Below are 23,590 nucleotides of genomic sequence, written 5' to 3'. Positions count from 1 at the left end.
CATAGACCAGAAGGACGCCTGCAATGACTCGAGCCAGCAAGTCCGATAGCAGGCCGCGGCAGATCAAGCTCGGCGCTTTCCTGCCCGGCGGCGGGCAGCATATCGCCGCCTGGCGTCATCCCGATGCGCCGGCCGACGGCGCCACCAATTTCGAGTTCCACAAGAAGCTGGCGCTGACCGCCGAGCGCGGCCTGTTCGACGCCTATTTCCTGGCCGACAACCTGACCGTCGGCCACGGCGCCCGCGAGGGCGGCAACGCCAAGATCGCCGGCTTCGAGCCGGTGACGCTGTTTGCGGCGCTGGCGCCGCTGACGACGCATCTCGGCTTCATCGCAACGGCGTCCACCACTTATGAGGAGCCTTACACGCTGGCGCGCAAATTCGCTTCGCTCGACCTGTTGTCGAACGGCCGCGCCGGCTGGAACGTGGTGACCTCGGCCGGCGACGAAACGGCACGCAATTTCAACCGCGACGTCCAGCCCAGCCATGCCGAGCGCTATGCCAGGGCGCATGAGCATGTCGAGACGGTCAAGGCGCTGTGGGACAGCTGGGAGGATGACGCCTTCATCCGCGACAAGCAGTCGGGCCGTTTCTACGACAAGGACAGATTGCACGACATCGACCACAAGGGCGAGCATTTCAGCGTCAAGGGTCCGCTCAACGTGCCGCGCCCGGTGCAAGGACATCCGGTTGTCGTACAAGCGGGGCAGTCGGAAGACGGCCGTGGGCTTGCCGCGCACTCGGCCGAGGTCATCTTCACGGCCCATCAGAAGCTCGAGACGGCGCAGGAATTCTACCGCGACATCAAGGCGCGCGTGGCTGAAGTCGGCCGCGATCCCGACCAGGTGCTGATCATGCCGGGCGTCGCGCCCTTCGTCGGCCGCACCGAGGACGAGGCCCGTGCCAAATACCAACAGCTTAACGACCTTATCCTGCCCGAGGACGGTGTCGCCCTGCTCAACGGGCTGGCCGGCCAGACGCTCGACATCAGGGGCTATCCGCTCGACGGCCCGTTGCCGCCGAGCAAGGAAACCGAAGGCATGAAAAGCCGCCAGGCGCTGATCCGGCAGATTGCCGACGAGCACAATTTCAGCATCCGCCAGCTTTACCAATGGGTAGCGACGGCGCGCGGCCACTACACCATCGTCGGCAGCGTCACGCAGGTCGCCGATCAGCTGGAGGAATGGTTCACCAGCGAGGCGGCCGACGGCTTCAACATCCTGCCGCCCTGGCTGCCCGGCGCGCTCGACGATTTCGTCGACCTGGTCATTCCCGAGCTGCAGCGGCGCGGCCTGTTCCGCACGGCTTACGAAGGCCGCACGCTGCGCGAGAATCTCGGTCTCAGGCGCCCGGAAAATCCATGGACCGTCGCCCGCTCGACCGTCCTTGCCGCCGAATGACCTTGGCATCGAAGGGGTGAAGCAATGACGTTGCAGCACATCGATCGGCAAATCACGGTTCGCCGCAGTGGTGGCGAAACCGGGCTCGGCACCGACTTTCTGCGCCTCGGCGGCCGGGCTGCTGTTCGCTTCCTGAAGCGCTACGGCGTGCTTGCCGGCTTCCTGGCGCTCTGGCAGGTGGCGAGCAGCGTCGGATGGGTCAACGCGGCGGTGCTGCCGCCGATCGACATGATCGTCGAAGCGCTCTGGAAGGGGCTTGCCGGCGGCAGCCTGCTCGGCGACATCGCCATCAGCCTGCAGCGCGCCGGCATCGCCTTTGCCGCAGCCGTGGCCGTCGCCATTCCGCTCGGCCTGTTCATGGGCCAGGTGCGCCCGGTCGAAACCGCGCTCGATCCGATCCTGCAGGTGTTCCGGCAGACCTCTGCACTGGCGCTCTACCCGGTGTTCATCCTGCTCTTGGGACTTGGCGAGACCTCGAAGATCTTCGTCATCTTCTGGGCGACGCTGTTTCCGCTGCTGCTCAATACCACCAGCGGCGTCAAGGAAGTCGATCCCAAGCTGCTTGAAATGGCGCGCGTCTATGGTGCGAGCCGGCTCACCGTGTTTCGCCGCGTCGTACTGCCGGGCGCCGTGCCGTCGATCTTCGTCGGCTTGCGGCTGAGCGCCACCACGGCGCTGCTGCTGCTGATCGCGTCCGAGATGATCGGTGCCAACAAGGGCATCGGCTTCCAGGTGATGAACGCGCAGTACAATTTCCAGATCCCGCTGATGTTTGCGGCAATCGTCATCCTCGCCGGGCTTGGCCTGATCGCCAACCAGGCGTTGGTCACCCTGCAGCGGCGGCTCTGTCGCTGGAGCAATCCTGTCAACTGAGCAGTCCGCCCCTCACCGTTTACCTCACAAGGACCCGATCATGAAAATCACCCGCCGTTCGCTGCTTGCCGGCGCGCCGCTTGCCGCCGGCCTCATCGCCGCCGGCCTGCCGCGCCTGGCCTTTGCGCAAGCCGCAGCCGTCAAGTTCCGCTACCTCGCCAGCCGTGGCAGCATCTCCCCGCACGAGCTGGCCGACGAGCTCGGCTACTTCAAAGGGCTCGGCGTCGAGCTGGAGAATGTCGGCTATTCCTCGGGTGGACCGGAATCGCTGTTTGCGCTGTCTTCCGGCAGCGTCGACATCGGCTCGGCCGCCACCGCAGCGGTGATCAACTCGATCTCCGGCGGCAACGACTTCGTCGCGGCGTATCCGAGCAACGGCATCAACAAGGATGTGAAGAGCGTCTTCTACGTGCTGGAAGACAGCCCGATCAAATCGATCGCCGACATTGCCGGCAAGACCATCTCGGTCAACACGCTCGGCGCTCATCTCGACTATACGGTGCGTGAGGCCCTGCACAGCGTCGGCCTGCCGCCGACCGCCGCCAACCTCATTGTCGTGCCCGGCCCGCAGCTTGAGCAGACGCTGCGCTCGCGCCAGGTCGACATTGCCGGCCTCGGCTACTGGCAGGCGACCTTTGCCGGCGCGCTGGTCGCCAACGGCGGCGTGCGCGGCGTGTTCGACGACACCCAGGTGCTCGGCGAACTCGCCGGCGGCTTCGTCGTACTCAGGCGCGACTTCATTGCCGCCAACCCGGATGCGGCGCGCAACTTCGTCGAACAGTCGGCGCGCGCCTCGGACTGGTCGCGCCAGAACCCGGACGAAGCCCGCAAGGTGCTGGCCACTATCCTCGACAAGCGCGGCGAAAACGGCGATCTCGCCCGCTACTGGACCGGCTTTGGTCTGCGCGAAGGTGCGCAGGCGACCGATCGCGACATCGACTTCTGGGTCGCCGTGCTGGAGCGAGACGGCCGTCTGGCCAAGGGCAAGCTGAAAGCCGCCGACATCCTGTACCGGCCCGGCGAAACCAAGATCAACTGAGCTTTGAAATAGCTGAGAGACAAGATGGCCGGTTCCAACCGTGGCGGAGAGGTCTCGATCCGCGACCTGTCCAAATCCTTCAGCCTCGGCGGGCGCCAGCTTGCCGTGCTGCGGACGCTCAACCTCGACATTCGTTCGGGGGAATGCCTGGTCATCGTCGGCGCCAGCGGCTCCGGCAAGACCACGCTGCTGCGTATTCTGGCCGGGCTGGAGGCGGCCGACAGCGGCGGTGTCGCGATCGACGGCCAGCCGGTGCATGGCGTCGGCGCCGAGCGTGCCGTGATCTTCCAGGAACCGCGGCTGCTGCCGTGGCTGAGCGTGCTCGGCAATGTCGCGTTCGGCCTCGAAGTGCGCGGTGTTCCCAAGAGGCAGGCCGAGGAACGCGCCCGCTTCTACGTCGCCCTGGTCGGCCTTGCCGAATTCGCCGATGCTTTTCCGAGCCAGCTTTCCGGCGGCATGGCGCAGCGCGTCGGCATCGCCCGGGCGCTCACCGTGCAGCCCGAGATCCTCCTGCTCGACGAGCCGCTGGGGGCCCTGGACGCCATGACCAAGATCGGCATGCAGGAGGAACTGGCGCGCATCTGGAGCGAGGAGAACGTCACCATGGTGATGGTCACCCACGATCTGGAGGAGGCGATCTATCTGGCTGACCGGGTGCTGATCCTGCCCAAGGAGAAAGGCGGCGCGGCGCGGTTGATCGACATCGACCTGCCACGCCCGCGCGAGCGCAGCGAGAGCCGCTTCGTGCGCTACCGTGAAGAATTGCTGCGCGAATTCGGATTGCACTGATCAAGGGAAGGGGCCAGCCGTGGCTCCCCCGGAAGATTAGCTCTCGCGATTATTGCTTGGTGAACGTGCCCGTATAGGTTCGGTCGGCAAGCCCATAGGTGACGGCCAGCGTTCCGTCCGCCTGAATGACCGCGCTGACGTCCGCGCCATTGGGAAGGCGCCGCAGTTTCAACGTGTTGCCGAAAATCTTGCCTTCGCCATCGGCCACGCCCGGTTTGTTGTCGGCGACATCGCCCCAGGCATAGGTGGCGGTGACATTGCCGCCGCGCGTAATCGTCAGCACGGCGAGCTTGCCGTCATACATCCCGTCCAGCTGTCCGCCCCATATGCCGGAAAACGCGACATATTTGGCCGGGACGCCTTCGCCGGGCGGCATAACCCGCACGGATGGATCGAGGACCGCCGCACCATCAGGAGCAGAGATCGCGGCAGGCTCCATGGGCTGAGGTGCGGGCGGCGATGATGGTTCAGGCGCCGACTGGCAGGCGACAAGCATGAATGCCGCGAAACCGAGCGTCGGAAAGAGACTGTTTGGTGGAGCCAATCGGGATCGAACCGACGACCTCTTGAATGCCATTCAAGCGCTCTCCCAACTGAGCTATGGCCCCACTCCGGCAGTCAGCCGTCGCCGTTGCCGGCGAGAGGTCCGGCGCGGGTTTCAGGACCGCGCCGTTTAGTGCAGGCGGCTTCTAACCCCGCCTTCCCTGAAGATCAAGCCTTCGAGGGCCGCTTTTTCGTCATAGCCCGTGAACGCCGCTAAATGCATGCGTTCGAAGCGTTCTTAGACTTCGTCGTCGTCGTCGCCGACGCCGATCATGTCGGCGACATCGTCGTCTTCTTCCTCTTCGTCGGCAAGGAAAGTATCGTCCTCATCGTCGCCTAGATCGACATCGTCCTCGTCGTCGCCCAGGTCGGGAAGCTCGTCGCCGGCCTTGACGTCTTCGTCGGCCTCTTCAAGCGAGACGACTTCAACGCCTTCTTCTTCCTCGGCGTCCACTTCCTTCTCGGCCACTTCCTCTTCCTCTTCGAGGGCGGCGATCTTGCCGTCCTCGAAATAGGAACGCGGATACGTCTTGCCCGTATAGGGCGAGACGACAGGGTCCTTGTTCAGGTCGTAGAATTTTCGGCCCGTTTCAGGGTCGACACGCTTTGTGCCAAGTTCGTTTTTTGCCACGTCAAGCCTCGTCAGTAAAAGAGTGGTCCCCTTAACCACAGTTTACCGCGCTGTCAAAGCGAAAAGCCGGCGTCACAAAACCAAGCACTGAAAGGCCTCGCGCCAAGCGACGACCATGGGGATGACCATTCGTGCCCGCCGTGATACGAGACCGCCGCAACAAATGAAAAGCGCCGGTGCGCCGGCATTCCGTCCAGGGAAATTCCATGTCTCACGCCGCCGCTGCCAAGCCGGCCACCGCCCGCAAATCATCCGCCCTTTCCGGCACCGCTCGCGTGCCGGGCGACAAGTCGATTTCGCACCGTTCCATGATGTTCGGCGGCCTTGCCTCCGGCGAAACCCGCGTCACCGGCCTGCTCGAAGGCGAGGATGTGATGCGCACGGCGGCCGCCATGAAGGCGATGGGCGCGCATATCGAGAAGCGCGGCGCCGAGTGGGTGATCCGCGGCACCGGCAATGGCGCGCTGCTGCAGCCGGAAGGCCCGCTCGATTTCGGCAATGCCGGTACCGGCTCCCGCCTCACAATGGGCCTCGTCGGCACTTACGACATGGAAACGACCTTCATCGGCGACGCATCGCTGTCGGGACGGCCGATGGGCCGCGTGCTCGAACCCTTGCGCCAGATGGGCGTGCAGGTGCTGAAGGCGACGCCGGGCGACCGCATGCCGATCACGCTGCATGGGCCGAAACACGCCGCACCCATTACCTACCGCGTGCCGATGGCCTCGGCGCAGGTGAAGTCGGCCGTGCTGCTGGCAGGCCTCAACACGCCCGGCATCACCACCGTGATCGAACCGGTGATGACGCGCGATCATACCGAAAAGATGCTTAGGGGATTTGGCGCCAATCTCTCGGTCGAGACCGACGAGCGCGGCGTGCGCCACATCTTCATCGAGGGCCAGGGCAAATTGACGGGGCAGACCATCGCCGTGCCCGGCGACCCCTCCTCGGCCGGCTTCCCGCTGGTCGCGGCACTGATCGTGCCGGGTTCGGACATCGTCATCGAGAACGTGCTGATGAACCCCACCCGCACCGGCCTGCTTCTAACGTTGCAGGAAATGGGCGGCCAGATCGACATCTTGAACCCGCGCAATGCCGGCGGCGAGGATGTTGCCGATCTGCGCGTGCGCTACTCCGAGCTCAAGGGCGTCACCGTGCCGCCCGAGCGGGCGCCGTCTATGATCGACGAATATCCGGTGCTGGCGGTTGCCGCGAGCTTCGCCGAGGGCGAGACGTTGATGCAGGGGCTGGAAGAGCTGCGGGTGAAGGAATCCGACCGACTGGCAGCGGTTGCCAATGGGCTGAAGCTCAACGGCGTCGACTGCGCCGAAGGCGAAGCTTCGCTCGCGGTGCGCGGAAAGCCCGGCGGCAAGGGGCTGGGCGGCCATCCCAATGGCCAGGACACGACGGTGCAGACGCATCTCGACCATCGTATCGCCATGAGCTTCCTGGTAATGGGGCTGGCAACGGAAAAGCCGGTGACCATCGACGACGCCGCCATGATCGCGACGAGTTTCCCGGAGTTCATGGGTCTGATGACGGGGCTCGGTGCGGAGATCGGGTAGGTTGATGCCAAGCGCAAAGCAAGCAGAGATGTCGGCGGGACAGCGCCCCCCTCTGTCCTGCCGGACATCTCCCCCTCAAGGGGGGAGATCGGCCGTCACAGCGGCTTTCGCCAGTTTTCGAAATTGCAGGAAAGAGTGGGGCGCAGAAGCTTCTGATCTCCCCTCTGGAGGGGGAGATGTCCGGCAGGACAGAGGGGGGCGCGAAGGATCGCGGCGTCTGTCTTTCGTGTTGGCCCGCCAATGACCTTCACCATCGCCATCGACGGTCCCGCCGGCGCCGGCAAAGGCACGCTGGCCCGACGGCTGGCCGACCACTACCGCCTCAACCTGCTCGACACCGGCCTCACCTACCGCGCCGTCGCCTATGCGTTGATCCGGCACGCGCTGCCACTCGACAATGTCTCAGCAGCCGAAACCGCCGCACGCCAGGTCGATCTGGCAAAGCTCGACCGTGCGGTGCTGTCGGCGCATGCGGTTGGCGAGGCGGCCTCGAAGGTCGCGATTTACCCTACCGTCCGGCGCATCCTGGTCGAAAAGCAGCGCGATTTCGCCAGGACACCGCCAGGCGCGGTGCTCGACGGGCGCGACATCGGCACGGTTGTGTGCCCTGACGCCGACATAAAGCTCTATGTGACGGCGAGCGCGCAGGTGCGCGCGCAGCGCCGGCTGGCCGAAATCGAAAGCATCGGCGGCACCGCCGATTTCACCGAGATTTTCGCCGATATCGTGCGCCGCGACGAGCGCGACATGGGCCGCGCCGACTCGCCGCTGAAGCCGGCGGCGGACGCGCACTTGCTTGATACCTCCGAAATGGCTATAGAGGCCGCGTTTCTAGCGGCCAAAGCGATCATCGACGACGCCCTGGCCAAGAGAGACAAAGCCTGATCCAGGGTTTTCCCGCTCCACCGATTGCCGGAAGCGAAGAAAATACCCATATCGGGCACGAACCAGCCTGCCAGCATTCTTCATGCGCCGGAATTGCCGCTTAGGCGGCCCAGGGCTTTTGTAGCCCGGAACGCCGGCAGGCCAACGCAACGCTAACCCACGGCGCCCGTCCCGCTTCAGATGCGGGGCACTCCAGGAGAAAATATGTCAGCTGCAAATCCCACTCGCGACGATTTCGCGAGCCTGCTCGAAGAATCATTTACCACCGGTCACTCCGGCGAAGGTCAGGTCGTCAAGGGCACGATCCTGGCGATCGAAAAAGACATGGCCATCATCGATGTCGGCCTCAAGGTCGAAGGCCGCGTGCCGCTGAAGGAATTCGGCGTCAAGGGCAAAGACTCGACGCTCAAGGTCGGCGACACGGTCGAGGTCATGGTCGAGCGCATCGAAAACGCGCTGGGCGAAGCCGTCCTGTCGCGCGACAAAGCCCGCCGCGAAGAGAGCTGGGTCAAGCTCGAAGAGAAGTTCACCAAGGGTGAGCGCGTCGAAGGCGTCATCTTCAACCAGGTCAAGGGCGGCTTCACTGTCGACCTCGACGGCGCCGTGGCCTTTCTGCCGCGCAGCCAGGTCGATATCCGCCCGATCCGCGATGTCTCCCCGCTGATGCACAACCCGCAGCCCTTCGAGATCCTGAAGATGGATCGCCGCCGCGGCAACATCGTTGTGTCGCGCCGCACCGTGCTCGAGGAAAGCCGCGCCGAACAGCGTTCGGAAATCGTGCAGAACCTCGAAGAGGGCCAGGTTGTCGAAGGCGTTGTCAAGAACATCACCGACTACGGTGCGTTCGTCGACCTCGGCGGCATCGATGGCCTGCTGCATGTCACCGACATGGCGTGGCGCCGCGTCAACCATCCGACCGAAATCCTCAACATCGGTCAGACGGTCAAGGTGCAGATCATCCGCATCAACCAGGAAACCCACCGCATCTCGCTCGGCATGAAGCAGCTCGAGAGCGATCCGTGGTCCGAGATCGGCACCAAGTTCCCGATCGGCAAGAAGATCAAGGGTACCGTCACCAACATCACCGACTACGGCGCGTTCGTCGAGCTGGAGCCGGGCATCGAAGGCCTCATCCACGTTTCGGAAATGTCGTGGACCAAGAAGAACGTGCACCCCGGCAAGATCCTGTCGACGACGCAGGAAGTCGACGTTGTGGTGCTCGAGGTCGATCCGGCCAAGCGCCGCATCTCGCTCGGCCTCAAGCAGACGCTCGAGAATCCGTGGCAGGCTTTTGCCGCGAGCCATCCGGTCGGCAGCCAGGTCGAGGGCGAGGTCAAGAACAAGACCGAGTTCGGCCTGTTCATCGGCCTTGAAGGCGACGTGGACGGCATGGTGCACCTCTCGGACCTCGACTGGACCCGTCCGGGCGAGCAGGTCATCGAAGAGTACAATCGCGGCGACATGGTCAAGGCGCAGGTGCTCGACGTCGACATCGACAAGGAGCGCATCTCGCTCGGCATCAAGCAGCTGGCCAAGGATACGGTCGGCGAAGCGGCGACTTCAGGCGAACTGCGCAAGAACGCGGTCGTCACCTGCGAAGTCACCGGCATCAAGGATGGCGGCCTGGAAGTGCGGCTGGTCGACAGCGGCATCGAGACCTTCATCAAGCGCAACGACCTCAGCCGTGACCGTGACGAGCAGCGCCCCGAGCGCTTCTCGGTCGGCCAGAAGCTGGACGCCCGCGTCATCGCCTTCGACAAGAAGACCCGCAAGCTGCAGGTCTCGATCAAGGCGCTGGAAATCGCCGAAGAGAAGGAAGCCGTCGCACAGTACGGCTCTACCGACTCCGGCGCTTCGCTGGGCGACATCCTTGGCGCCGCGCTGAAGAAGCAGGGCAGCTAAGCCGCTTCGCGCGCAGCGCGTAAGCCGCTTCGCGCAAGCGTAAACCTCGGCTGCGCCTCAAGCGCGGCTTGAACAAGAAGACCCGCGGGCCGCAAGGCTCGCGGGTTTTTTCATGCTCGGCGACGCGGTTGGCACAAGACAAAGACGGCGGAACCCCTTCAATTCCGCATGCGCGGCTGTAGGCTCGGCTGTCGTTGCAGACGTAAACACGGAAGTCCGGCCCTTCGGGCAACGGAGAAGCATGCGCGATGAAGGTCGTCGAACTCTATCGCTATCCGGTCAAGAGCCTGCGCGGCCTTGCCGTGCCGAGCGCCGACATCGAGACAATGGGCATGGAAGGCGACCGCCGCTGGATGGTCGTCGACAAGGATGGGCAGTTCCTCACCATTCGCCAGATACCTGATATGACGACGATCGACGTCGAGCATCGCGGAACGGGCATCCTGTTGAAACATGACAAGCATGGCTCGCACTTCGTCGAGGCACCGGCTCCCGGCACCGCGCTCCGGCAAGTCAAGATCTGGAAGGATATGGTTGCCGCGCGGCCGGGCGATCCGGCCGCCGGTGCATATCTCTCGGCTATTCTTGGCCGGCCCGTCGGCCTCGTTTATTTCGACGATCCGCAAAACCGGCCGGTCGATGCGGAATTCGGCCAGCCCGGCGATTTCGTCGGCTTTGCCGATGGTTTTCCGCTGCTGATCGCCACGACGGGCTCGCTGAACCATCTGAACAGTCATCTTGCCAGGCCCATCGAAATGGCGCGGTTCCGGCCAAACATCGTCCTCGACGCAGAAGGCGCATGGCCTGAAGACAGCTGGAAGACGATCCGCATCGGCACGGTGGAGTTGCGGATCGCAAAGCCCTGCTCGCGCTGCGTCATCACCACCCGAGATCCGTTGAGCGGCGAGCAGCCGGACCCGCGCGAGCCGTTGCAGACGCTTGGCAAACTCCACCGCTCCGCCAAGGGCGGCATCATTTTCGGCCAGAATGCCATTCCCAACAACGCCGGCACGATCGCCATCGGCGACGCAGTCGAGGTCGTGGAAGCGGGGGTCTCGAACCTGACGTAGTCGCAGCCCTTCTAATGCCGTGGAGGCGTCGGCGGGTCGCCATGATTGAATGGCCAACCTCCGCTGTAGATCAGGCGAGGTCGGCAAAGGCCGCCATCGGAAGCCAAACCAAATGAGCCGCTCTGGGCGGCGGAACTTCAGGCGCGGCCGTAAAGTGGCGCCAGCGTGCCGTTCATCGCCAGATTGGCCGGTGATGCCAGATAGGCGATTGCCTCGGCGGCGGCTTCGAGGCTGACCCATTTGCCGAAATCGGCATCCGGCATGTCGGCGCGGTTGGCCGGCGTATCGAGCGTCGAGGGCGCCACCGCGTTGACCAGTATGCCTTTGTGCTTCAGCTCTTCCGCCATCGCCACGGTCATCGCCGCCACTGCCGCTTTGCTCGCGGTATAGGCGACCATGCCGGCACCCCGGCGCGGGTCGAGCCCGGCGCGTGCCGTGACATTGACGATGCGGCCCGCTGTGTTCGAGCCCAGCATGGAGCGCACCGCAGCGCGGCAGCACAGAAAGGCGGTGCGGGCGTTGGTGTCCATCATTTCGGCAAAGGATGCGGATTCGATCTTCTCGACCGGGGCTGCGGCAAAGCCGCCGGCCAGATGGATGGAGGCCCACAATTCGGGGACGCTGTCATAGAAGGCATCGACCTTGGCAGGATCGGCGAGATCGACATTGTGCGCCAGCCGGACGCGATCATGGGCCGCGAAGGGGAAATGCGAGGGGGCCGACGCGTGGGCATTCGGCACATGGCAGATCGCGCCGTCCCCCAGCAATTTGCCGACGACCGCGGCACCCAGCGCCCCGGTGCCACCGGTCACCACGATATGCTTGCCCTGAACTGTTTCCGTCATCCTGGACGCTCCTGTCGTTTCTTATGATTATGTCGCTTGTCGTGCCGCGCCGACGCAGAGCGTCGCGCCTTTTGCACGATCACTCAACCGACATCTCGACATGGCAGTTGTTGCGTCTTTGCATCGCTCGAAGTCGCCGACCGCCCCCTTCTGACCCGCGCATTGACGCAAAGCGCGCGGTCAAGCGTCAGTCGATGGTGATTTCGACGACGTGAGGCATGCCCGTTGCGCGTGTGCGCTTGAGCGCATCGGCGAGACCGGCAGTACCGGCAAGCCGCTCGGCTGATATACCATAGGCCTCGGCCAGCTTGCAGAAATCCGGCGGCGCCGGGGACACGCCGACCGGCTCGACGCCGACATCGAGCATCGACGTTTCGATCTCGCGATAGCCTCTGTTGTTCCAGACGACGAAGATGACCGGTGCGGGTGCATCGAGCGCCGCGCCCAGCTCCGGCAAGGTGAACTGAAAGCCGCCGTCGCCGGTGAGGCAAACCACCGGCACGCCGGGCATGGCGAGCGCTGCGCCGATCGCCGCCGGCGGCCCGTAGCCGAGCGCGCCGAAACCGGTGGCGGCGTTGAACCAGCCGCCTGGCCGGTCATGGTCGTAGTAAAGGTTGGCGGCGTAGATCGGCTGCGTGGAATCGCCGACGATGATGGCGCCCGGCAGTGCGTCGCGGATGGTTTCCACCGCACGCACCTGCGCGGCATAGGCCGGGCTGAGCTCGGCAAAGGCCGCCTTTCTCGACGCGGCTGCGCGGCTCTCGCCGTCCTTCGCTGCGGCATGATCAGGGTGGAGCGCGCCTAGCAGTGCACCAAGCGCCTCCGCGCAATCGGCCTGGATGCCGACGCTCACCGGGCGGCGGGCGAGCTGGTCGGCGCCGATATCGATGCGGATCAAATTGGCGGGCAGCACGAAGCCGCCGTCGCTGTAACCGTCATAGTCGGTCGGGCCGAATTCGGTGCCGGCGGCGATGACCAGATCGGCGTCTGCCATCAGCGCACGCACCGCCTTCAGGCTGGGGCTGGCCGGCACGCAAAGCGGATGCGCGTGCAGCAGACCGCGCGCATTGGCGGTCTGGACGACAGGCGCGCCGAGCCGCTCGGCCAGGCGCTGCAGTGGCTGTTCGGCGCGCTTGGCACCGCCACCGGCAAGGATCAGCGGCCGGCGCGCGGCTGCGATCAGTCTGGCGGCCTCGGCAACGGCCGAGCCGTCCGGCGCCGGCGCCGCCGCATTGGTGAGCGAAGCAGCGATGCCATCGGCCGGTTTGACCATGACGTCGGTCGGGATCTCGATATGGACGGGGCCCGGCCGCGACGACGAAAACAGCTCAAAGGCCCGCGCCAGAGCGCCCGGCAATTCGCTGGCCTCGGTGACACGCTGCGAAAACAGCGCCACCTTCTCCATCATGCCGCGCTGGTCCGGCAGTTCGTGCAGGAAGCCCAGCCCCTTGCCCAGCGTCGGCATCGCGTTGACGCCCGAAATCACCAGCACCGGCACCGAATCGGCGCGCGCCTGGCCCATTGCGGTGATGGTGTTGGTCAGCCCCGGTCCGGTGATGACAAAAGCGACGCCCGGCCGGCCGCTGGCGCGGGCATAGCCGTCGGCCATGAAGCCGGCGCCCTGTTCGTGACGCGGCGTGACATGGCGTATCTTTGAACGCGCCAGCCCCCGGTAAAGCTCGACAGTGTGGACGCCAGGAATGCCGAAAACGGTGTCGACGCCATGCGCTTCGAGCAGCGTGATCAGCGCTTCGCCGGTGGTGGTCATGGCTTCTCTCCCTTTTGCGGCGCGAGGCCGAGTTCGGCCTCTATGGCTTTGACGCCGATCGCCGCCAATTCTCCAGGCGAAAACATCTCTGCGGCCAGACAGCCTTCGATCCAGAGCCCGTCGATGATAGCGTTGATGGCAATGGCATGGCGGCGCAGCTCATTTGCGTTTGGCCTGCGCTGCTCGGCGCCGAGCACTTCGGCAACGACTGCTTCCACCTCGTTGCGAAAGCCAAGATAGCCTTCGCGGTGGGCGCGAGCCAGGCTCGGATCCGCGCCGGCGCGGCCGATGAAGGTTGCCCACAGCGAAAACACGCGTGCATCGATGATCGGCGCGTTGAGGTTGGCAGTAACGAAGGCCGCAAGGCGCTGGCGCGGCGAGGCGTTTTCCATGAGCAATGCCGCCTTCGCCTGCTCGATCATGCGGCCCATCAGCGCCGCGTACGCTTCCTGCAGCAAGTCTTCCTTGCCGGGGAAATAGTGCCGGATCAGCCCGGCGGTGACGCCGGCGCGCAGTGCGATGGTGCGCAGGCTGGCGCCCTCCAGCCCATGTTCGGCCACGCTGTCCAGGGTCGCGTCGATCAAATCCTGCCGCCGCCGCTCCTCGCCCTCGCGGCGGAACTTGCGGCGCTCATTCATTGCCGCAGGATGGGCCGCGTCAGGCATGTCGGCCCACCTTCGCAGGCGATGCAGAGGGCATCCGCCTCGAAGATTTGAACCGTGCAGCCGGCGGCTTCCATCGCGGCCTTGGTCTTGGGAAAGCCGGCGACGGCAATGACTTTATGCGGGCTCGTCGGCAGCACGTTCAGGCTGAGGCCGTTGGACGCGGCAAACTCTTCGGCGTCGCCTTCCACCAGCCGGATGCCGCGCGCCTTCAGCAACTGATAGAACGGCGCCGGCAAAAGCGGTGAATAGACCAGGGCCAGGTCGTCGGCCAGCGGGCTGATCACCGACATCAGATGCAGGCACGCCTCCTCGCCCTGCCACAGCGGCAGATCGAAGCCGTAGACGGAAATGCCGAGCGGCGTCAGCAGGTTGGAAACCTGCTGTATGCCTTCCTGGTTGGAGCGCACCCCGCGCCCGATCACCAGCGTGCTGGCATCCAGCCATACGCAATCGCCGCCTTCGACCTGGCCGGGAGCCTCGACGCGGCCGAGGATAGGAATACCCAGGCGTGTGTAGGTTTCCTCATGCAGCGATGGCTCCCGGGCGCGCAATGGCTTGCCCATGGACAGGATCAGCGCGCCGCGGTCGGTCATCAGCGACGGGTCGTGGGTGAATACGGAATCCGACAGCCCGTCGGCCTTGTCATCGATCCATTCGATTTCGGCGCCGGACGCCGTCACCAGCTCAGCGAGAGCCGCGTGCTGCGCCGCCGCTTTCGCCGGGTCGAAACCCGGGCCATAGTGCCAGGTAGCCCGGTCGGCACCGCGCATGGCATTGGCCGCCGACCGCATCAGCACGCGCCGCAACGGCGCCGCCATGGATTGTGATCCGAAAGCGCTCATCAGTGCCCTTTTCAATGCCGTGTTCAAGGTGAAAAAAATGGAAAAAATTTCATCGGAGGCTATTTATACACTTGCACAATAAGGCCGCAAGTGCCGTAATGAGCGGGATTGACGGGCTCGCGCTGTTGGGTCCATGCTGAAGTCTGGAGTGGGCATTACAGCGTATGTTGATTAGCCGGATAGACGTTCGACGATCTGCCGTGGACCCTGTGGCAGAGGTTCCCCGGTGAGCGCGGCGGGAACCGCCGCAGTCCAATCCGGCAAGGCGCAGGACGGCGCCGCCGAAGCCATCCATGTCGAGAACCTGCACAAGAAATTCGGCCATCTGCATGTGCTGAAAGGCGTATCGCTGTCGGCGCGCGACGGCGAGGTGATCGCCATTATCGGCGGCTCGGGTTCCGGCAAGTCGACGCTGCTGCGCTGCATCAACTGCCTGGAAAATCCGACCAGCGGCATCATCCGCGTCAATGGCGAGGAGATCAAACTCAAGGCAGACAGCCACGGCCACACCGTGCCTGCCGACCGCCGGCAGATCGAACGCATCCGCGCCAAGCTCGGCATGGTGTTCCAGAACTTCAACCTGTGGAGCCACATGACGCTGATCGAGAACGTCATCGAGGTTCCGGTGCATGTTCTGGGCGTCAGGCGCGACGTGGCGATCAGGGAAGCCGAAAAGCTTTTGGCGCGCGTCGGCCTCGCCGAAAAGCGCGACGTCTATCCGGCCTATCTCTCGGGCGGCCAGCAGCAGCGCGCGGCGATCGCCCGCGCCCTGGCCATCAACCCGCGCGTCATGCTGTTCGACGAGCCGACCTCGGCGCTGGACCCGGAGCTGGTCGGCGAGGTGCTGAAGGTGATCGGCGACCTGGCGCGCGAGGGCCGCACCATGGTGCTGGTCACGCATGAAATGAAATTCGCCCGCGAGGTCGCGACCCATGTCGTCTACCTCTGCAACGGGCTGGTCGAGGAAGAGGGGCCGCCGGAGCAGATATTCGGCGCACCGAAATCCGAAAGGCTGAAGCAGTTCATCCGCAACATCGGCTAGGACAAGCCGGGACGGAAGAAAACCGGGAACCAACAACAAACTGGGAGTCGTGACATGAAGACTGTTCTGAAAACATTCGCCGCAGCGCTGCTGCTCGGCGTCGCCGCCATGGGCGTGGCCAAGGCCGATCCGGTCAAGATCGGCGTCGCCGCCGAGCCCTATCCGCCCTTCACCTCGCCGGACGCTTCCGGCAAATGGGTTGGCTGGGAAATCGAGTTCATCGACGCCGTCTGCGCCGAGGAGAAGCTCGACTGCGTCATCACGCCTGTCGCCTGGGACGGCATCATCCCGGCGCTGACGACCAAGAAGATTGACGTCATCGCCAGTTCGATGTCGATCACCGCCGAACGCGAGAAGACCATCGACTTCTCGGATAAGTACTACAACACGCCGACCGCCATCATCGGCCCGAAGGACCAGAAATTCGGCGCCACGCCGGACGATCTCAAGGGCAAAGTGCTCGGCGTGCAGGTGTCGACCACCCATTCGGCCTATGCCAAGAAGCATTTCGGCCCCACGGCCGCCGAGATCAAGGAATACCAGACCCAGGACGAAGCCAACAACGATCTGGCCGCAGGCCGCCTCGACGCCGTCCAGGCGGATTCGATCGCGCTCGACGCATTCCTGAAGTCGGACCAGGGCAAGGCCTGCTGCGATCTGAAGGGCATGGTGGCTCCGGACGATGAAGTGCTCGGACCGGGCGTGGGCGCCGGCGTGCGCAAGGAAGACACCGACCTTAAGGCCAAGATCAACGCCGGCATCAAGGCGATCCGCTCGAACGGCAAATATGACGAGATATCGAAGAAATACTTCGATTTCGACATTTACGGTGGTGGCGGCGCGCAGTCGAACTGACGATCCTCGCATGAGCTAGGGGGCACGGCGTTAGCGCCATGCCTCCCTGCCCCCGCCGGCGCTGCCGTCGGCGGTGGTTGAAGCCAGCAATCCGGGGGCGACGCTGATCGACGCACTTCTTTCGGCCTCGGCGGCCGGCATAATCGAGCTTCTTTCGCCCAATCCGCCGGGCTGGGGCGGCACGCTCTTGCTTGGGCTGCTCCATTCGATCGAGATCGCGCTCGGCGCCACGGTCCTTGGTCTCCTGATCGGCACCGGGGGCGCCTTTGGCAAGCTTTACGGCGGGCCGGTCGTACGCGACTTGCTGGCGGTTTACACCACCATCGTGCGCGCCGTGCCCGAACTGGTGCTGATCCTGCTGCTCTATTATGCCGGAACAGACCTGATCAACCAGGCGCTGACGGCAATGGGCTACCAGCGCGTCGACATCAGCGGCCTTGCGGCAGGCATCGCCGTGCTCGGCTTTGTCCAGGGCGCCTATTCGACCGAAGTGATTCGTGGCGCCATCCTGGCCATACCGCAGGGCCAGATCGAAGCCGCCCGCGCCTATGGCATGTCACCCGGGCTCATGCTGCGGCGCATCACCTTGCCGGCGATGCTGCCCTTCGCCATACCCGGGCTCGCCAATCTGTGGCTGATCGCCACCAAGGATACGGCCCTTCTGGCGGTCGTCGGCTTTTACGAGCTGGCGCTGGCGACGCGGCAGGCGGCGGGCGTCACCAAAGCCTATTTCACCTTCTTTTTCGCCGCGGGCGTGCTCTATCTCATCTTGTCGCTGGTCTCCAACCTCCTCATCGGCCGTCTCGAGGCCTGGTCGCGGCGCGGTATGCCGTCGCTCAAGGATGCGCGCTGATGGCCGGAGAAGCGATCATCATCAATGTTGCCGCGCGGACGTCGCTGTGGCTGCAGCCGCATCGCATCGTGCTGATCCTGATCGCGATCGGGCTGGTGCTGAGCGCCGCCTTCTTCATGCGCTGGGACTGGCTGCCGCAATATTATGAAATGGGGCTTCTCGGCATCTGGCGGTCGCTGTGGATCCTGGCCGTCACCTGCTTTCTCGGCTTCCTGCTCGCCGTGCCGCTCGGGCTCGCGCAGGCCGCCGGCTCTTTCTGGTTTTCCGCGCCCGCCAGGACATTCTGCACCGTCATCAGGGGCACGCCGCTGCTGATCCAGCTATGGCTGCTCTATTACGGGCTGGGCTCGCTGTTTCCGCAATTTCCCTGGATCCGCGAATCCTGGATGTGGCCGTATCTGAGGCAAGCCTGGCCTTATGGAGTGCTGGCGCTGACCTTGTCCTTCGCCGGCTATGAGGGCGAAGTGATGCGCGGCGCCTTTGCCGGCGTGCCGAAGGGGCAGTTAGAGGCGGCCCGCGCTTTCGGCATGAGCCGCTGGAAGATTTTCCGCCGCATCTGGCTGCCGCAGGCCATCTACCGGGCGCTGCCGACGCTGACCGGCGAAACCGTGCTGCAGCTGAAGTCGACGCCGCTGGTGGCGACGATCAGCGTCATCGACATCTTCGCAGTCTCGTCCAAGGTCCGGCAGGACACCTACCTCACCTACGAACCCTTGCTGCTTTTGGCGCTGATCTACATGATCATCACCGGCATACTGGTGTTTGCATTCAGCAAGATCGAGGCGCGCATACCGAACAAGGTGGGCTAGGGAATAGTGAGTAGGCAGTAGTGAGTAGTCAGCATATGACCGGGAAACCGCTTGCTTTCGCTACTCCCTACTGACTACTCCCTAATCACTCACCACCAATCGGGTCCGCACCATGCAACTCTCTCTCGACCAGGCAACAGGGCTGTGCCGGATGGCGGCGCTCGGCGCCGGCGCCAATGAGGAGGCGGCGAAGTCGCTCACCGCCTCGATCATTGCCGCCGAGGCGGAAGGGCTTTCGACCGTCGGGCTGACCCATTTCATCGATTACCTCGAAGCGCTGGAAGCCGGCCGCATCGACGGCAATGCCGATCCCGTGATCACCAGGCCGGCGCTCGCCGTCTATCAATCCGATGCGCGTGGCGGCCTCGCCCATACCGGCTTCGACCGCACCATCGACGACCTCGCCAAGGCGGCAAAGCTGTTCGGCGTCGCCATCTTCTCGCAGAAGAACGCTTATACCTGCGGCGCACTAGGCTATTTCACTGGGCGTCTGGCGCAGCTGGGATTGGTCTCCTTCGCCGCCACCAACGGGCCGGCGGTGCTGGCAGGCTCGGGCTCGGTCAAGCCGGTCTATTGCACCAACCCGATGTCGTTTGCGGCACCCGCCGCCGATGGCGCGCCGCTGGTCATCGACCAGTCGTCGAGCGCCACCGCCTTCGTCAACATCCGCAAGGCGGCCGAGGACGGCAAGAAGATCCCCGAAGGCTGGGCGCTGGACGCCAGCGGCAATCCGACCACCGATCCGGCCGCGGCCATGAAGGGCGCCATGCTGGCCTTCGGCGGCCAGCGTGGCGCCAACATCGCGCTGATGGTCGAAGTCCTGGCTGCCGGCCTGTCGGGCGCCAACTGGTCGCTCGACGCGCCGTGGTTCTCCGGCGGACCGGACAGCCCCGGAACCGGCCTGTTCGTGCTCGCTGTCGAGCCCAAGCTGCTCGACCCGGATTTCGAGCAGCGCATGAAGGACCAGCTCGACCGGCTGCGCCGGCGCTTTGGCGTGCACGTGCCGGGCCGGGCGCGGGCCGAAGCGGCCGAGAAGGCGCAGGCGCGCGGCATCAATGCCTCCAAAGCCGTAGTGCAGCGCATTTCCGAATTCGCCGAGCGCTATTCGGGCTGAAGCAGTCCTGCGACAACGAATTTTTACGCGACCTGGCTGAACCTTTCTACCGATCGCAACGACCAATAGCTGCCGGGTCGGGTTTGCCCGGTCGGTGTCTTCTGTGGATGCGTTTAGGGCCCGGGCGGGCGTATGCCGTCTCAGGTTATCCGCCGCGTTGCGCTCTGTCCCGACAGTTGCGTCACCCGGAAAACCCCGCTTCGGCGGGGTTTTCTGCGTTCGTGCTCTGTGTGCTAAAACATGATGGCGGAAGTTAACTTTTGTTAACTTGACTTGCCGGAACCATCGGGCGTTTGCAAGGGATCGTCACAACAACAGGAGCTACGATGTCCGCAACCACCGACGCTTCCCGGGGCAAACTTATCGTTCCGGTGTTTGGCCGCCTGTATTCGTCCCTGTATGATGGCGCCGAAACCCTTCTGCGCGTCGTCGCCGGCGGGTTTCTCACCATTCACGGCTCGCAGAAGATCACCAACCCTTTCGGCACCGCCGAGATGGTCGAAGGCCTCGGCTTCTATCCCGGCGCGTTCTGGTCGCTGCTTTTGTCCTGCACCGAATTCTTCGGCGGCATTCTGATCGCCATCGGCCTGTTGACTCGGCCCGCCGCCTTTGCCGGTATGATCGTGCTGCTGGTCACCGTCTGGTTCCACTGGATCACTGTCGGCCAGGGCTTTTCCGGCGCTGAAAAGTCGCTTCTATGGGCGGCCATCCTGCTGTTCTTCGTTATCCGCGGCGGCAACCGCCAGTCGGTCGACGCGCGCCTCGGCAAGGCGTTCTGAAGGTCCATAAGAGGGTGGCAGCGACGACGCGTCACCCTTTGCCTTTGGCCCAAAACGGACTATGAAACGGCTTCAGCCAAGCTTTCGAGCGCCGGAGCCAGCCATGACCGAAATCCTGCAGATCCCCAAGCTCGTGGTCGTCTTCGGCGGCTCCGGCTTCGTCGGCCGCCACATCGTGCGGGCGCTGGCCAAGCGCGGCTACCGCATCAGGGTGGCGGTGCGCCGGCCCGATCTGGCGGGACATTTGCAGCCGCTCGGCAATGTCGGCCAGATCCAGCCGGTGCAGGCCAATGTGCGCGTGCGCTGGTCTGTCGACCGCGCCGTGCAGGGCGCCGACCATGTCATCAATCTGGTCGCCATCCCGCATGAAAGCGGCCGGCAGAAATTCAACACCGTGCACGAATTCGGCGCCCGCGCCGTCGCCGAAGCCGCACGCTCGGTCGGCGCAGGGCTCACCCACATCTCGGCGCTGGGCGCCGACCTCAACGCCGAATCCGACTATGCCCGCACCAAGGCGCTCGGCGAAAAGGCCGTCCTGGAGACGATCCCGGACGCCGTCATCTTCCGTCCGTCGATCAATTTCGGACCCGAGGACAGTTTCTTCAACCGCTTCGCCGACATGGCGCGCTATTCGCCGGTGCTGCCGCTGATCGGCGGCGGCCAGACCAAGTTCCAGCCGGTCTATGTCGGCGATGTCGCCGAAGCGGTGGCGCGTTCGGTCGAGGGCAAGATCAAGGGCGGCCAGATCTATGAACTCGGCGGGCCGCAAGTGCTCACCTTCAAGCAGTGCATGGAAGAGCTGCTCACCGTCATCGAGCGCAAGCGGCTCCTGGTCCCGGTGCCGTGGTGGATGGCCAATCTGCAGGCCTCGATCCTCGGCCTGCTGCCCAACCCGTTGCTGACCAAGGACCAGGTGCTACTGCTGCGCCAGCCCAACATCGTGTCGGAGGAGGCCAACAAGGCCAACCGGAACCTTGCCGGCCTCGACATCCAGCCGCAGTCTATCGGCACAATCCTGCCCAGCTATCTCTGGCGCTTCCGCGCCGCAGGCCAGTTCCAGCGCAAGCCCGCCGGCATCGCGTAACAAGGCGTTGCGCCGTTAAACGCGCCGCGTCACCTGCATCGGCAGGCCGCCTTGCGGCTGTGTCGTCAGTTTCTGCACCGGCCACGGCTTGGTCTCGGCGGTCACATCGAAGCGGAAGCGCGACAGCATGATGGCCAGCGCAATGATCGCCTCTTGCATGGCGAAGCTGGCGCCGATGCAGATGCGCGGACCGGCGCCGAACGGCAGATACTGGAAGCGGTCGATCTTCTCGCGGTTTCCCGGATGGAAGCGTTCGGGCATGAAGGCGTCGGGCATGTCCCACAGTTTTCTGTGGCGGTGGACGACCCAAGGCATCACCAGTACGGCCGCGCGCTTGGGGAGCACCAGATCGTTCCAGGTCTCCGTCTCGATCGGCTCGCGGTTGATCGACGGCGCCGGCGGATAAAGCCGCAGCGCCTCCTCGAAGGCGGCGCGGGTGAACGGCATTGCGTCGAGCCATTTCGTCGGGTCGGGTTCGCGCGCCAGCACGGCATCGATCTCGCGCTCGACCTTTTCGCGCTCCCACGGCGCTTCGGCGAGGCAGTAGATCGTCCAGCCCAGCGCCCGCGCGGTGGTCTCGTGGCCGGCGCCGATGAAGGTGATGATGTTGTCCTCGACTTCCGCCCGCGTCAGCCCGTCGGGGCCTTCGGCGCGCAGCAGAAGCGTCAGGAAATCCTGCGGCGCGGTGTCGGGGTCGCGCTTCAGCCGCTCCTCGCGCATCTTGACTGTATCGGTGACGATCTTGCGGAAATACGCCATGGTCTTGCGGCCGCGGATGCGGGTCAGCCGCGGCAGCCATTCGGGCGCGCGCAACAGGTCGAGCGGATCGACACGGCCCATGGTTTCGAACAGGCGGTCGATTTCCTGCGCGAAACTGCCGGGCTCGCCCGCAATCTCGCCCGAAAACAGCGTTTCGGCCAGGATATCGTAGGTGAGCAGCGTCATGTCGTGGGCGACATCGGTCATGCCGCCCTCCTCGTAGCGGGCGACGAACTGCATAGTGCGGCGCAGCATCGGCTCGGCGAAGCCGAAGATATGCCGCGGCGTGAACACCGGCGCCATCGCCTTGCGCGAGCGCTTCCACACCTCGCCTTCGGCGGTCAACAGCCCGTCGCGCAAGATCGGTCGCAGGATCATCTGGCGCACCGTCGCCATCTTGTAGTTCTTGGCGTTGTCGATCAGCACGTGGCGGATAAGGCCGGGATCGTTGGCGACGATCAGATGCCCGCCGACGCCATTCGCCGAAATCCAGGGCTCGTTGTAGGTGTGCTCGCCCCACAGTTCGAGCGGATTGCGGTAGACGATCCGCATCATCTCCAGCGTCGAAGGCGGCGTCGTGCGCGGCCTGGGCGCCGGCGGCACGAAGGGGACGGGCTGCGTGTCCATGAGGTGCTCCGCTGATAGCTCAGATGTAGTGGCTGGCAATCCGGGCGTCCATGTGACCGAACGGCAAACTGAAACGCTGCAGCGCCCGGTGTGCCCGACAGACGGTGTGTTCATCGGATCGTGACCGCCGGTGAACGGTTGCGGCTTGTCCGGTTGGACACTCTGCCATAGGTGACAGTTACCAACAGCTACTGCCAATCGCCCAGGAGAGTCCGCTTGAAGCACAAGCTGAACATCATAATCGGCAGCACGCGGCCGGGCCGCGCCGGGCCGGTCTTCGCCCACTGGCTGGAGGATTTTGCCCGCGAGCACGGCAAATTCGAACCGGTGCTGACCGACATTGCCACGTTCCATCTGCCGGTTCTGGACGAGCCGCATCACCCCAGGCTCGGCAATTACCAGAACGACCACACCAAAGCCTGGTCGAAGGTCATTGATGCCGCCGACGCCTTCGTGTTCGTGGCGCCGGAGTACAATTATTTCGTGGCGCCTGCGATCGTCAACGCCATCGACTACCTTGCGCGCGAATGGAAATACAAGCCAGCCGCCATCTTCAGCTATGGCGGCATTTCCGGAGGCCTGCGCGCCGCGCAGGCGCTGAAGCCGCTGCTGACCGCGGTGGGCGTCATGCCCATCTCGGAAGGCGTCGCGCTGCCGATGTATCAGAAACTGCTGGAGAGCGACGGCTCCTTCCAGGCTAGTGAGCAGGTAGAGGGTGGGACCAAGACCATGCTGGACGAGCTCTCGCGCTGGAGCGGGGCGCTGAAGCCGATGCGGGCTACGTAACGCAGCCGGCCCCGGCTTGCTCATGCCATAAAGAGGTGGAATGGTCGGCAGGTGACTGAGCCGGG

The 23,590-nt window shown here is 64.6% G+C and carries 24 protein-coding genes and 1 tRNA gene; 17 read left to right on the top strand and 8 right to left on the bottom strand.

What is annotated here, in order from left to right; genetic code table 11:
• The first annotated feature begins 23 nt into the window (after positions 1-23).
• Genes NLY42_RS05435 through NLY42_RS05420 form a run of 4 tightly spaced genes read left to right on the top strand, consistent with a single transcriptional unit; the run spans position 24 to position 4,101 of the window.
• Positions 24-1,400: an LLM class flavin-dependent oxidoreductase gene (locus NLY42_RS05435; RefSeq protein ID WP_023689214.1), complete on the top strand. Its 1,377-nt coding sequence runs from the start codon at positions 24-26 to the stop codon at positions 1,398-1,400.
• A gap of 24 nt (positions 1,401-1,424) precedes the next feature.
• Positions 1,425-2,273: an ABC transporter permease gene (locus NLY42_RS05430; RefSeq protein WP_023683543.1), complete on the top strand. Its 849-nt coding sequence runs from the start codon at positions 1,425-1,427 to the stop codon at positions 2,271-2,273.
• 40 nt (positions 2,274-2,313) lie between these two features.
• Complete coding sequence (locus NLY42_RS05425; RefSeq protein ID WP_023671310.1) at positions 2,314-3,312, top strand: ABC transporter substrate-binding protein; 999 nt, start codon at positions 2,314-2,316, stop codon at positions 3,310-3,312.
• Positions 3,313-3,336: 24 nt separating this feature from the next.
• Positions 3,337-4,101, top strand: coding sequence for an ABC transporter ATP-binding protein (locus tag NLY42_RS05420; protein WP_023671311.1), 765 nt, complete (start codon positions 3,337-3,339; stop codon positions 4,099-4,101).
• A gap of 49 nt (positions 4,102-4,150) precedes the next feature.
• Here NLY42_RS05420 and NLY42_RS05415 read toward each other — a convergent pair whose 3' ends face one another.
• The 3 genes from NLY42_RS05415 to NLY42_RS05405 form a co-directional block, all read right to left on the bottom strand.
• Positions 4,151-4,486: a hypothetical protein gene (locus tag NLY42_RS05415; RefSeq protein WP_245259937.1), complete on the bottom strand. Its 336-nt coding sequence runs from the start codon at positions 4,484-4,486 to the stop codon at positions 4,151-4,153.
• Positions 4,487-4,633: 147 nt separating this feature from the next.
• Positions 4,634-4,709 (bottom strand) — tRNA-Ala (locus NLY42_RS05410).
• A gap of 173 nt (positions 4,710-4,882) precedes the next feature.
• Positions 4,883-5,275 (bottom strand): TIGR02300 family protein, encoded by a 393-nt coding sequence (locus tag NLY42_RS05405; protein WP_023671313.1) that lies wholly within the window; start codon positions 5,273-5,275, stop codon positions 4,883-4,885.
• A 206-nt stretch (positions 5,276-5,481) separates the two neighbouring features.
• Here NLY42_RS05405 and aroA point away from each other — a divergent pair, with 206 nt between their 5' ends.
• From aroA to NLY42_RS05385, 4 genes are all read left to right on the top strand, one after another.
• Complete coding sequence (aroA, locus tag NLY42_RS05400) at positions 5,482-6,840, top strand: 3-phosphoshikimate 1-carboxyvinyltransferase (protein ID WP_023671314.1); 1,359 nt, start codon at positions 5,482-5,484, stop codon at positions 6,838-6,840.
• 240 nt (positions 6,841-7,080) lie between these two features.
• Positions 7,081-7,725: a (d)CMP kinase gene (cmk, locus tag NLY42_RS05395; protein ID WP_023755775.1), complete on the top strand. Its 645-nt coding sequence runs from the start codon at positions 7,081-7,083 to the stop codon at positions 7,723-7,725.
• Positions 7,726-7,929: 204 nt separating this feature from the next.
• Positions 7,930-9,627, top strand: coding sequence for a 30S ribosomal protein S1 (gene rpsA / locus NLY42_RS05390; RefSeq protein WP_023671316.1), 1,698 nt, complete (start codon positions 7,930-7,932; stop codon positions 9,625-9,627).
• 248 nt (positions 9,628-9,875) lie between these two features.
• Positions 9,876-10,697, top strand: coding sequence for an MOSC domain-containing protein (locus NLY42_RS05385; RefSeq protein WP_023755776.1), 822 nt, complete (start codon positions 9,876-9,878; stop codon positions 10,695-10,697).
• Positions 10,698-10,834: 137 nt separating this feature from the next.
• Here the strand turns inward: NLY42_RS05385 and NLY42_RS05380 are convergent, their stop codons facing one another.
• The 4 genes from NLY42_RS05380 to NLY42_RS05365 all read right to left on the bottom strand — a co-directional run bounded on the left by NLY42_RS05380 (position 10,835) and on the right by NLY42_RS05365 (position 14,817).
• Positions 10,835-11,542: an SDR family NAD(P)-dependent oxidoreductase gene (locus NLY42_RS05380; RefSeq protein WP_023755777.1), complete on the bottom strand. Its 708-nt coding sequence runs from the start codon at positions 11,540-11,542 to the stop codon at positions 10,835-10,837.
• 187 nt (positions 11,543-11,729) lie between these two features.
• Positions 11,730-13,310 (bottom strand): 5-guanidino-2-oxopentanoate decarboxylase, encoded by a 1,581-nt coding sequence (locus tag NLY42_RS05375; protein ID WP_023756499.1) that lies wholly within the window; start codon positions 13,308-13,310, stop codon positions 11,730-11,732.
• Entirely contained in the window at positions 13,307-13,975 is a 669-nt protein-coding gene (locus NLY42_RS05370; protein ID WP_023755778.1) for a TetR family transcriptional regulator C-terminal domain-containing protein, read from the bottom strand. The genes NLY42_RS05375 and NLY42_RS05370 overlap by 4 nt, the downstream gene beginning before the upstream one ends.
• On the bottom strand, positions 13,945-14,817 hold the full coding sequence (locus tag NLY42_RS05365) for a dimethylarginine dimethylaminohydrolase family protein (RefSeq protein WP_023755779.1): 873 nt from the start codon (positions 14,815-14,817) through the stop codon (positions 13,945-13,947). The genes NLY42_RS05370 and NLY42_RS05365 overlap by 31 nt, the downstream gene beginning before the upstream one ends.
• On the opposite strand from NLY42_RS05365, the gene NLY42_RS05360 reads away from it, so the two are divergent.
• The 8 genes from NLY42_RS05360 to NLY42_RS05325 all read left to right on the top strand — a co-directional run bounded on the left by NLY42_RS05360 (position 14,744) and on the right by NLY42_RS05325 (position 21,353).
• Positions 14,744-14,899 (top strand): hypothetical protein, encoded by a 156-nt coding sequence (locus tag NLY42_RS05360; RefSeq protein WP_196813600.1) that lies wholly within the window; start codon positions 14,744-14,746, stop codon positions 14,897-14,899. The two genes, NLY42_RS05365 and NLY42_RS05360, sit on opposite strands and share 74 nt — an antisense overlap.
• A gap of 144 nt (positions 14,900-15,043) precedes the next feature.
• A complete protein-coding gene (locus tag NLY42_RS05355) occupies positions 15,044-15,859 on the top strand; it encodes an ABC transporter ATP-binding protein (protein WP_023671322.1) in 816 nt (271 codons plus the stop codon).
• A 54-nt stretch (positions 15,860-15,913) separates the two neighbouring features.
• Positions 15,914-16,714 (top strand): transporter substrate-binding domain-containing protein, encoded by an 801-nt coding sequence (locus NLY42_RS05350; RefSeq protein ID WP_023671323.1) that lies wholly within the window; start codon positions 15,914-15,916, stop codon positions 16,712-16,714.
• Between the two features lie 139 nt (positions 16,715-16,853).
• Positions 16,854-17,567 carry an ABC transporter permease gene (locus tag NLY42_RS05345; RefSeq protein ID WP_196813869.1) on the top strand — a complete coding sequence of 238 codons (714 nt, stop codon included), beginning with the start codon at positions 16,854-16,856 and terminating at the stop codon, positions 17,565-17,567.
• Positions 17,567-18,376, top strand: coding sequence for an ABC transporter permease (locus NLY42_RS05340; protein ID WP_023729737.1), 810 nt, complete (start codon positions 17,567-17,569; stop codon positions 18,374-18,376). Before NLY42_RS05345 ends, NLY42_RS05340 begins: the two co-directional genes overlap by 1 nt.
• Positions 18,377-18,488: 112 nt before the next feature.
• Positions 18,489-19,490, top strand: coding sequence for an Ldh family oxidoreductase (locus tag NLY42_RS05335; RefSeq protein ID WP_023745829.1), 1,002 nt, complete (start codon positions 18,489-18,491; stop codon positions 19,488-19,490).
• Positions 19,491-19,816: 326 nt separating this feature from the next.
• Positions 19,817-20,269 (top strand): DoxX family protein, encoded by a 453-nt coding sequence (locus NLY42_RS05330; RefSeq protein WP_023755780.1) that lies wholly within the window; start codon positions 19,817-19,819, stop codon positions 20,267-20,269.
• 103 nt (positions 20,270-20,372) lie between these two features.
• Positions 20,373-21,353, top strand: a complete 981-nt coding sequence (locus NLY42_RS05325) for a complex I NDUFA9 subunit family protein (RefSeq protein WP_023693143.1) — start codon at positions 20,373-20,375, stop codon at positions 21,351-21,353.
• Between the two features lie 15 nt (positions 21,354-21,368).
• On the opposite strand, the gene NLY42_RS05320 is transcribed toward NLY42_RS05325, so the two are convergent.
• Positions 21,369-22,739, bottom strand: coding sequence for a cytochrome P450 (locus NLY42_RS05320; RefSeq protein WP_023729734.1), 1,371 nt, complete (start codon positions 22,737-22,739; stop codon positions 21,369-21,371).
• 216 nt (positions 22,740-22,955) lie between these two features.
• On the opposite strand from NLY42_RS05320, the gene NLY42_RS05315 reads away from it, so the two are divergent.
• Entirely contained in the window at positions 22,956-23,525 is a 570-nt protein-coding gene (locus NLY42_RS05315; protein WP_023683526.1) for an NADPH-dependent FMN reductase, read from the top strand.
• The last annotated feature ends 65 nt before the right edge of the window (positions 23,526-23,590 follow it).

This window comes from Mesorhizobium sp. C372A, assembly GCF_030323245.1.
Lineage (GTDB): Bacteria > Pseudomonadota > Alphaproteobacteria > Rhizobiales > Rhizobiaceae > Mesorhizobium.
Note: the sequence above shows the minus strand (reverse complement) of the source record. Positions and strands in the feature narration are given on the sequence as shown.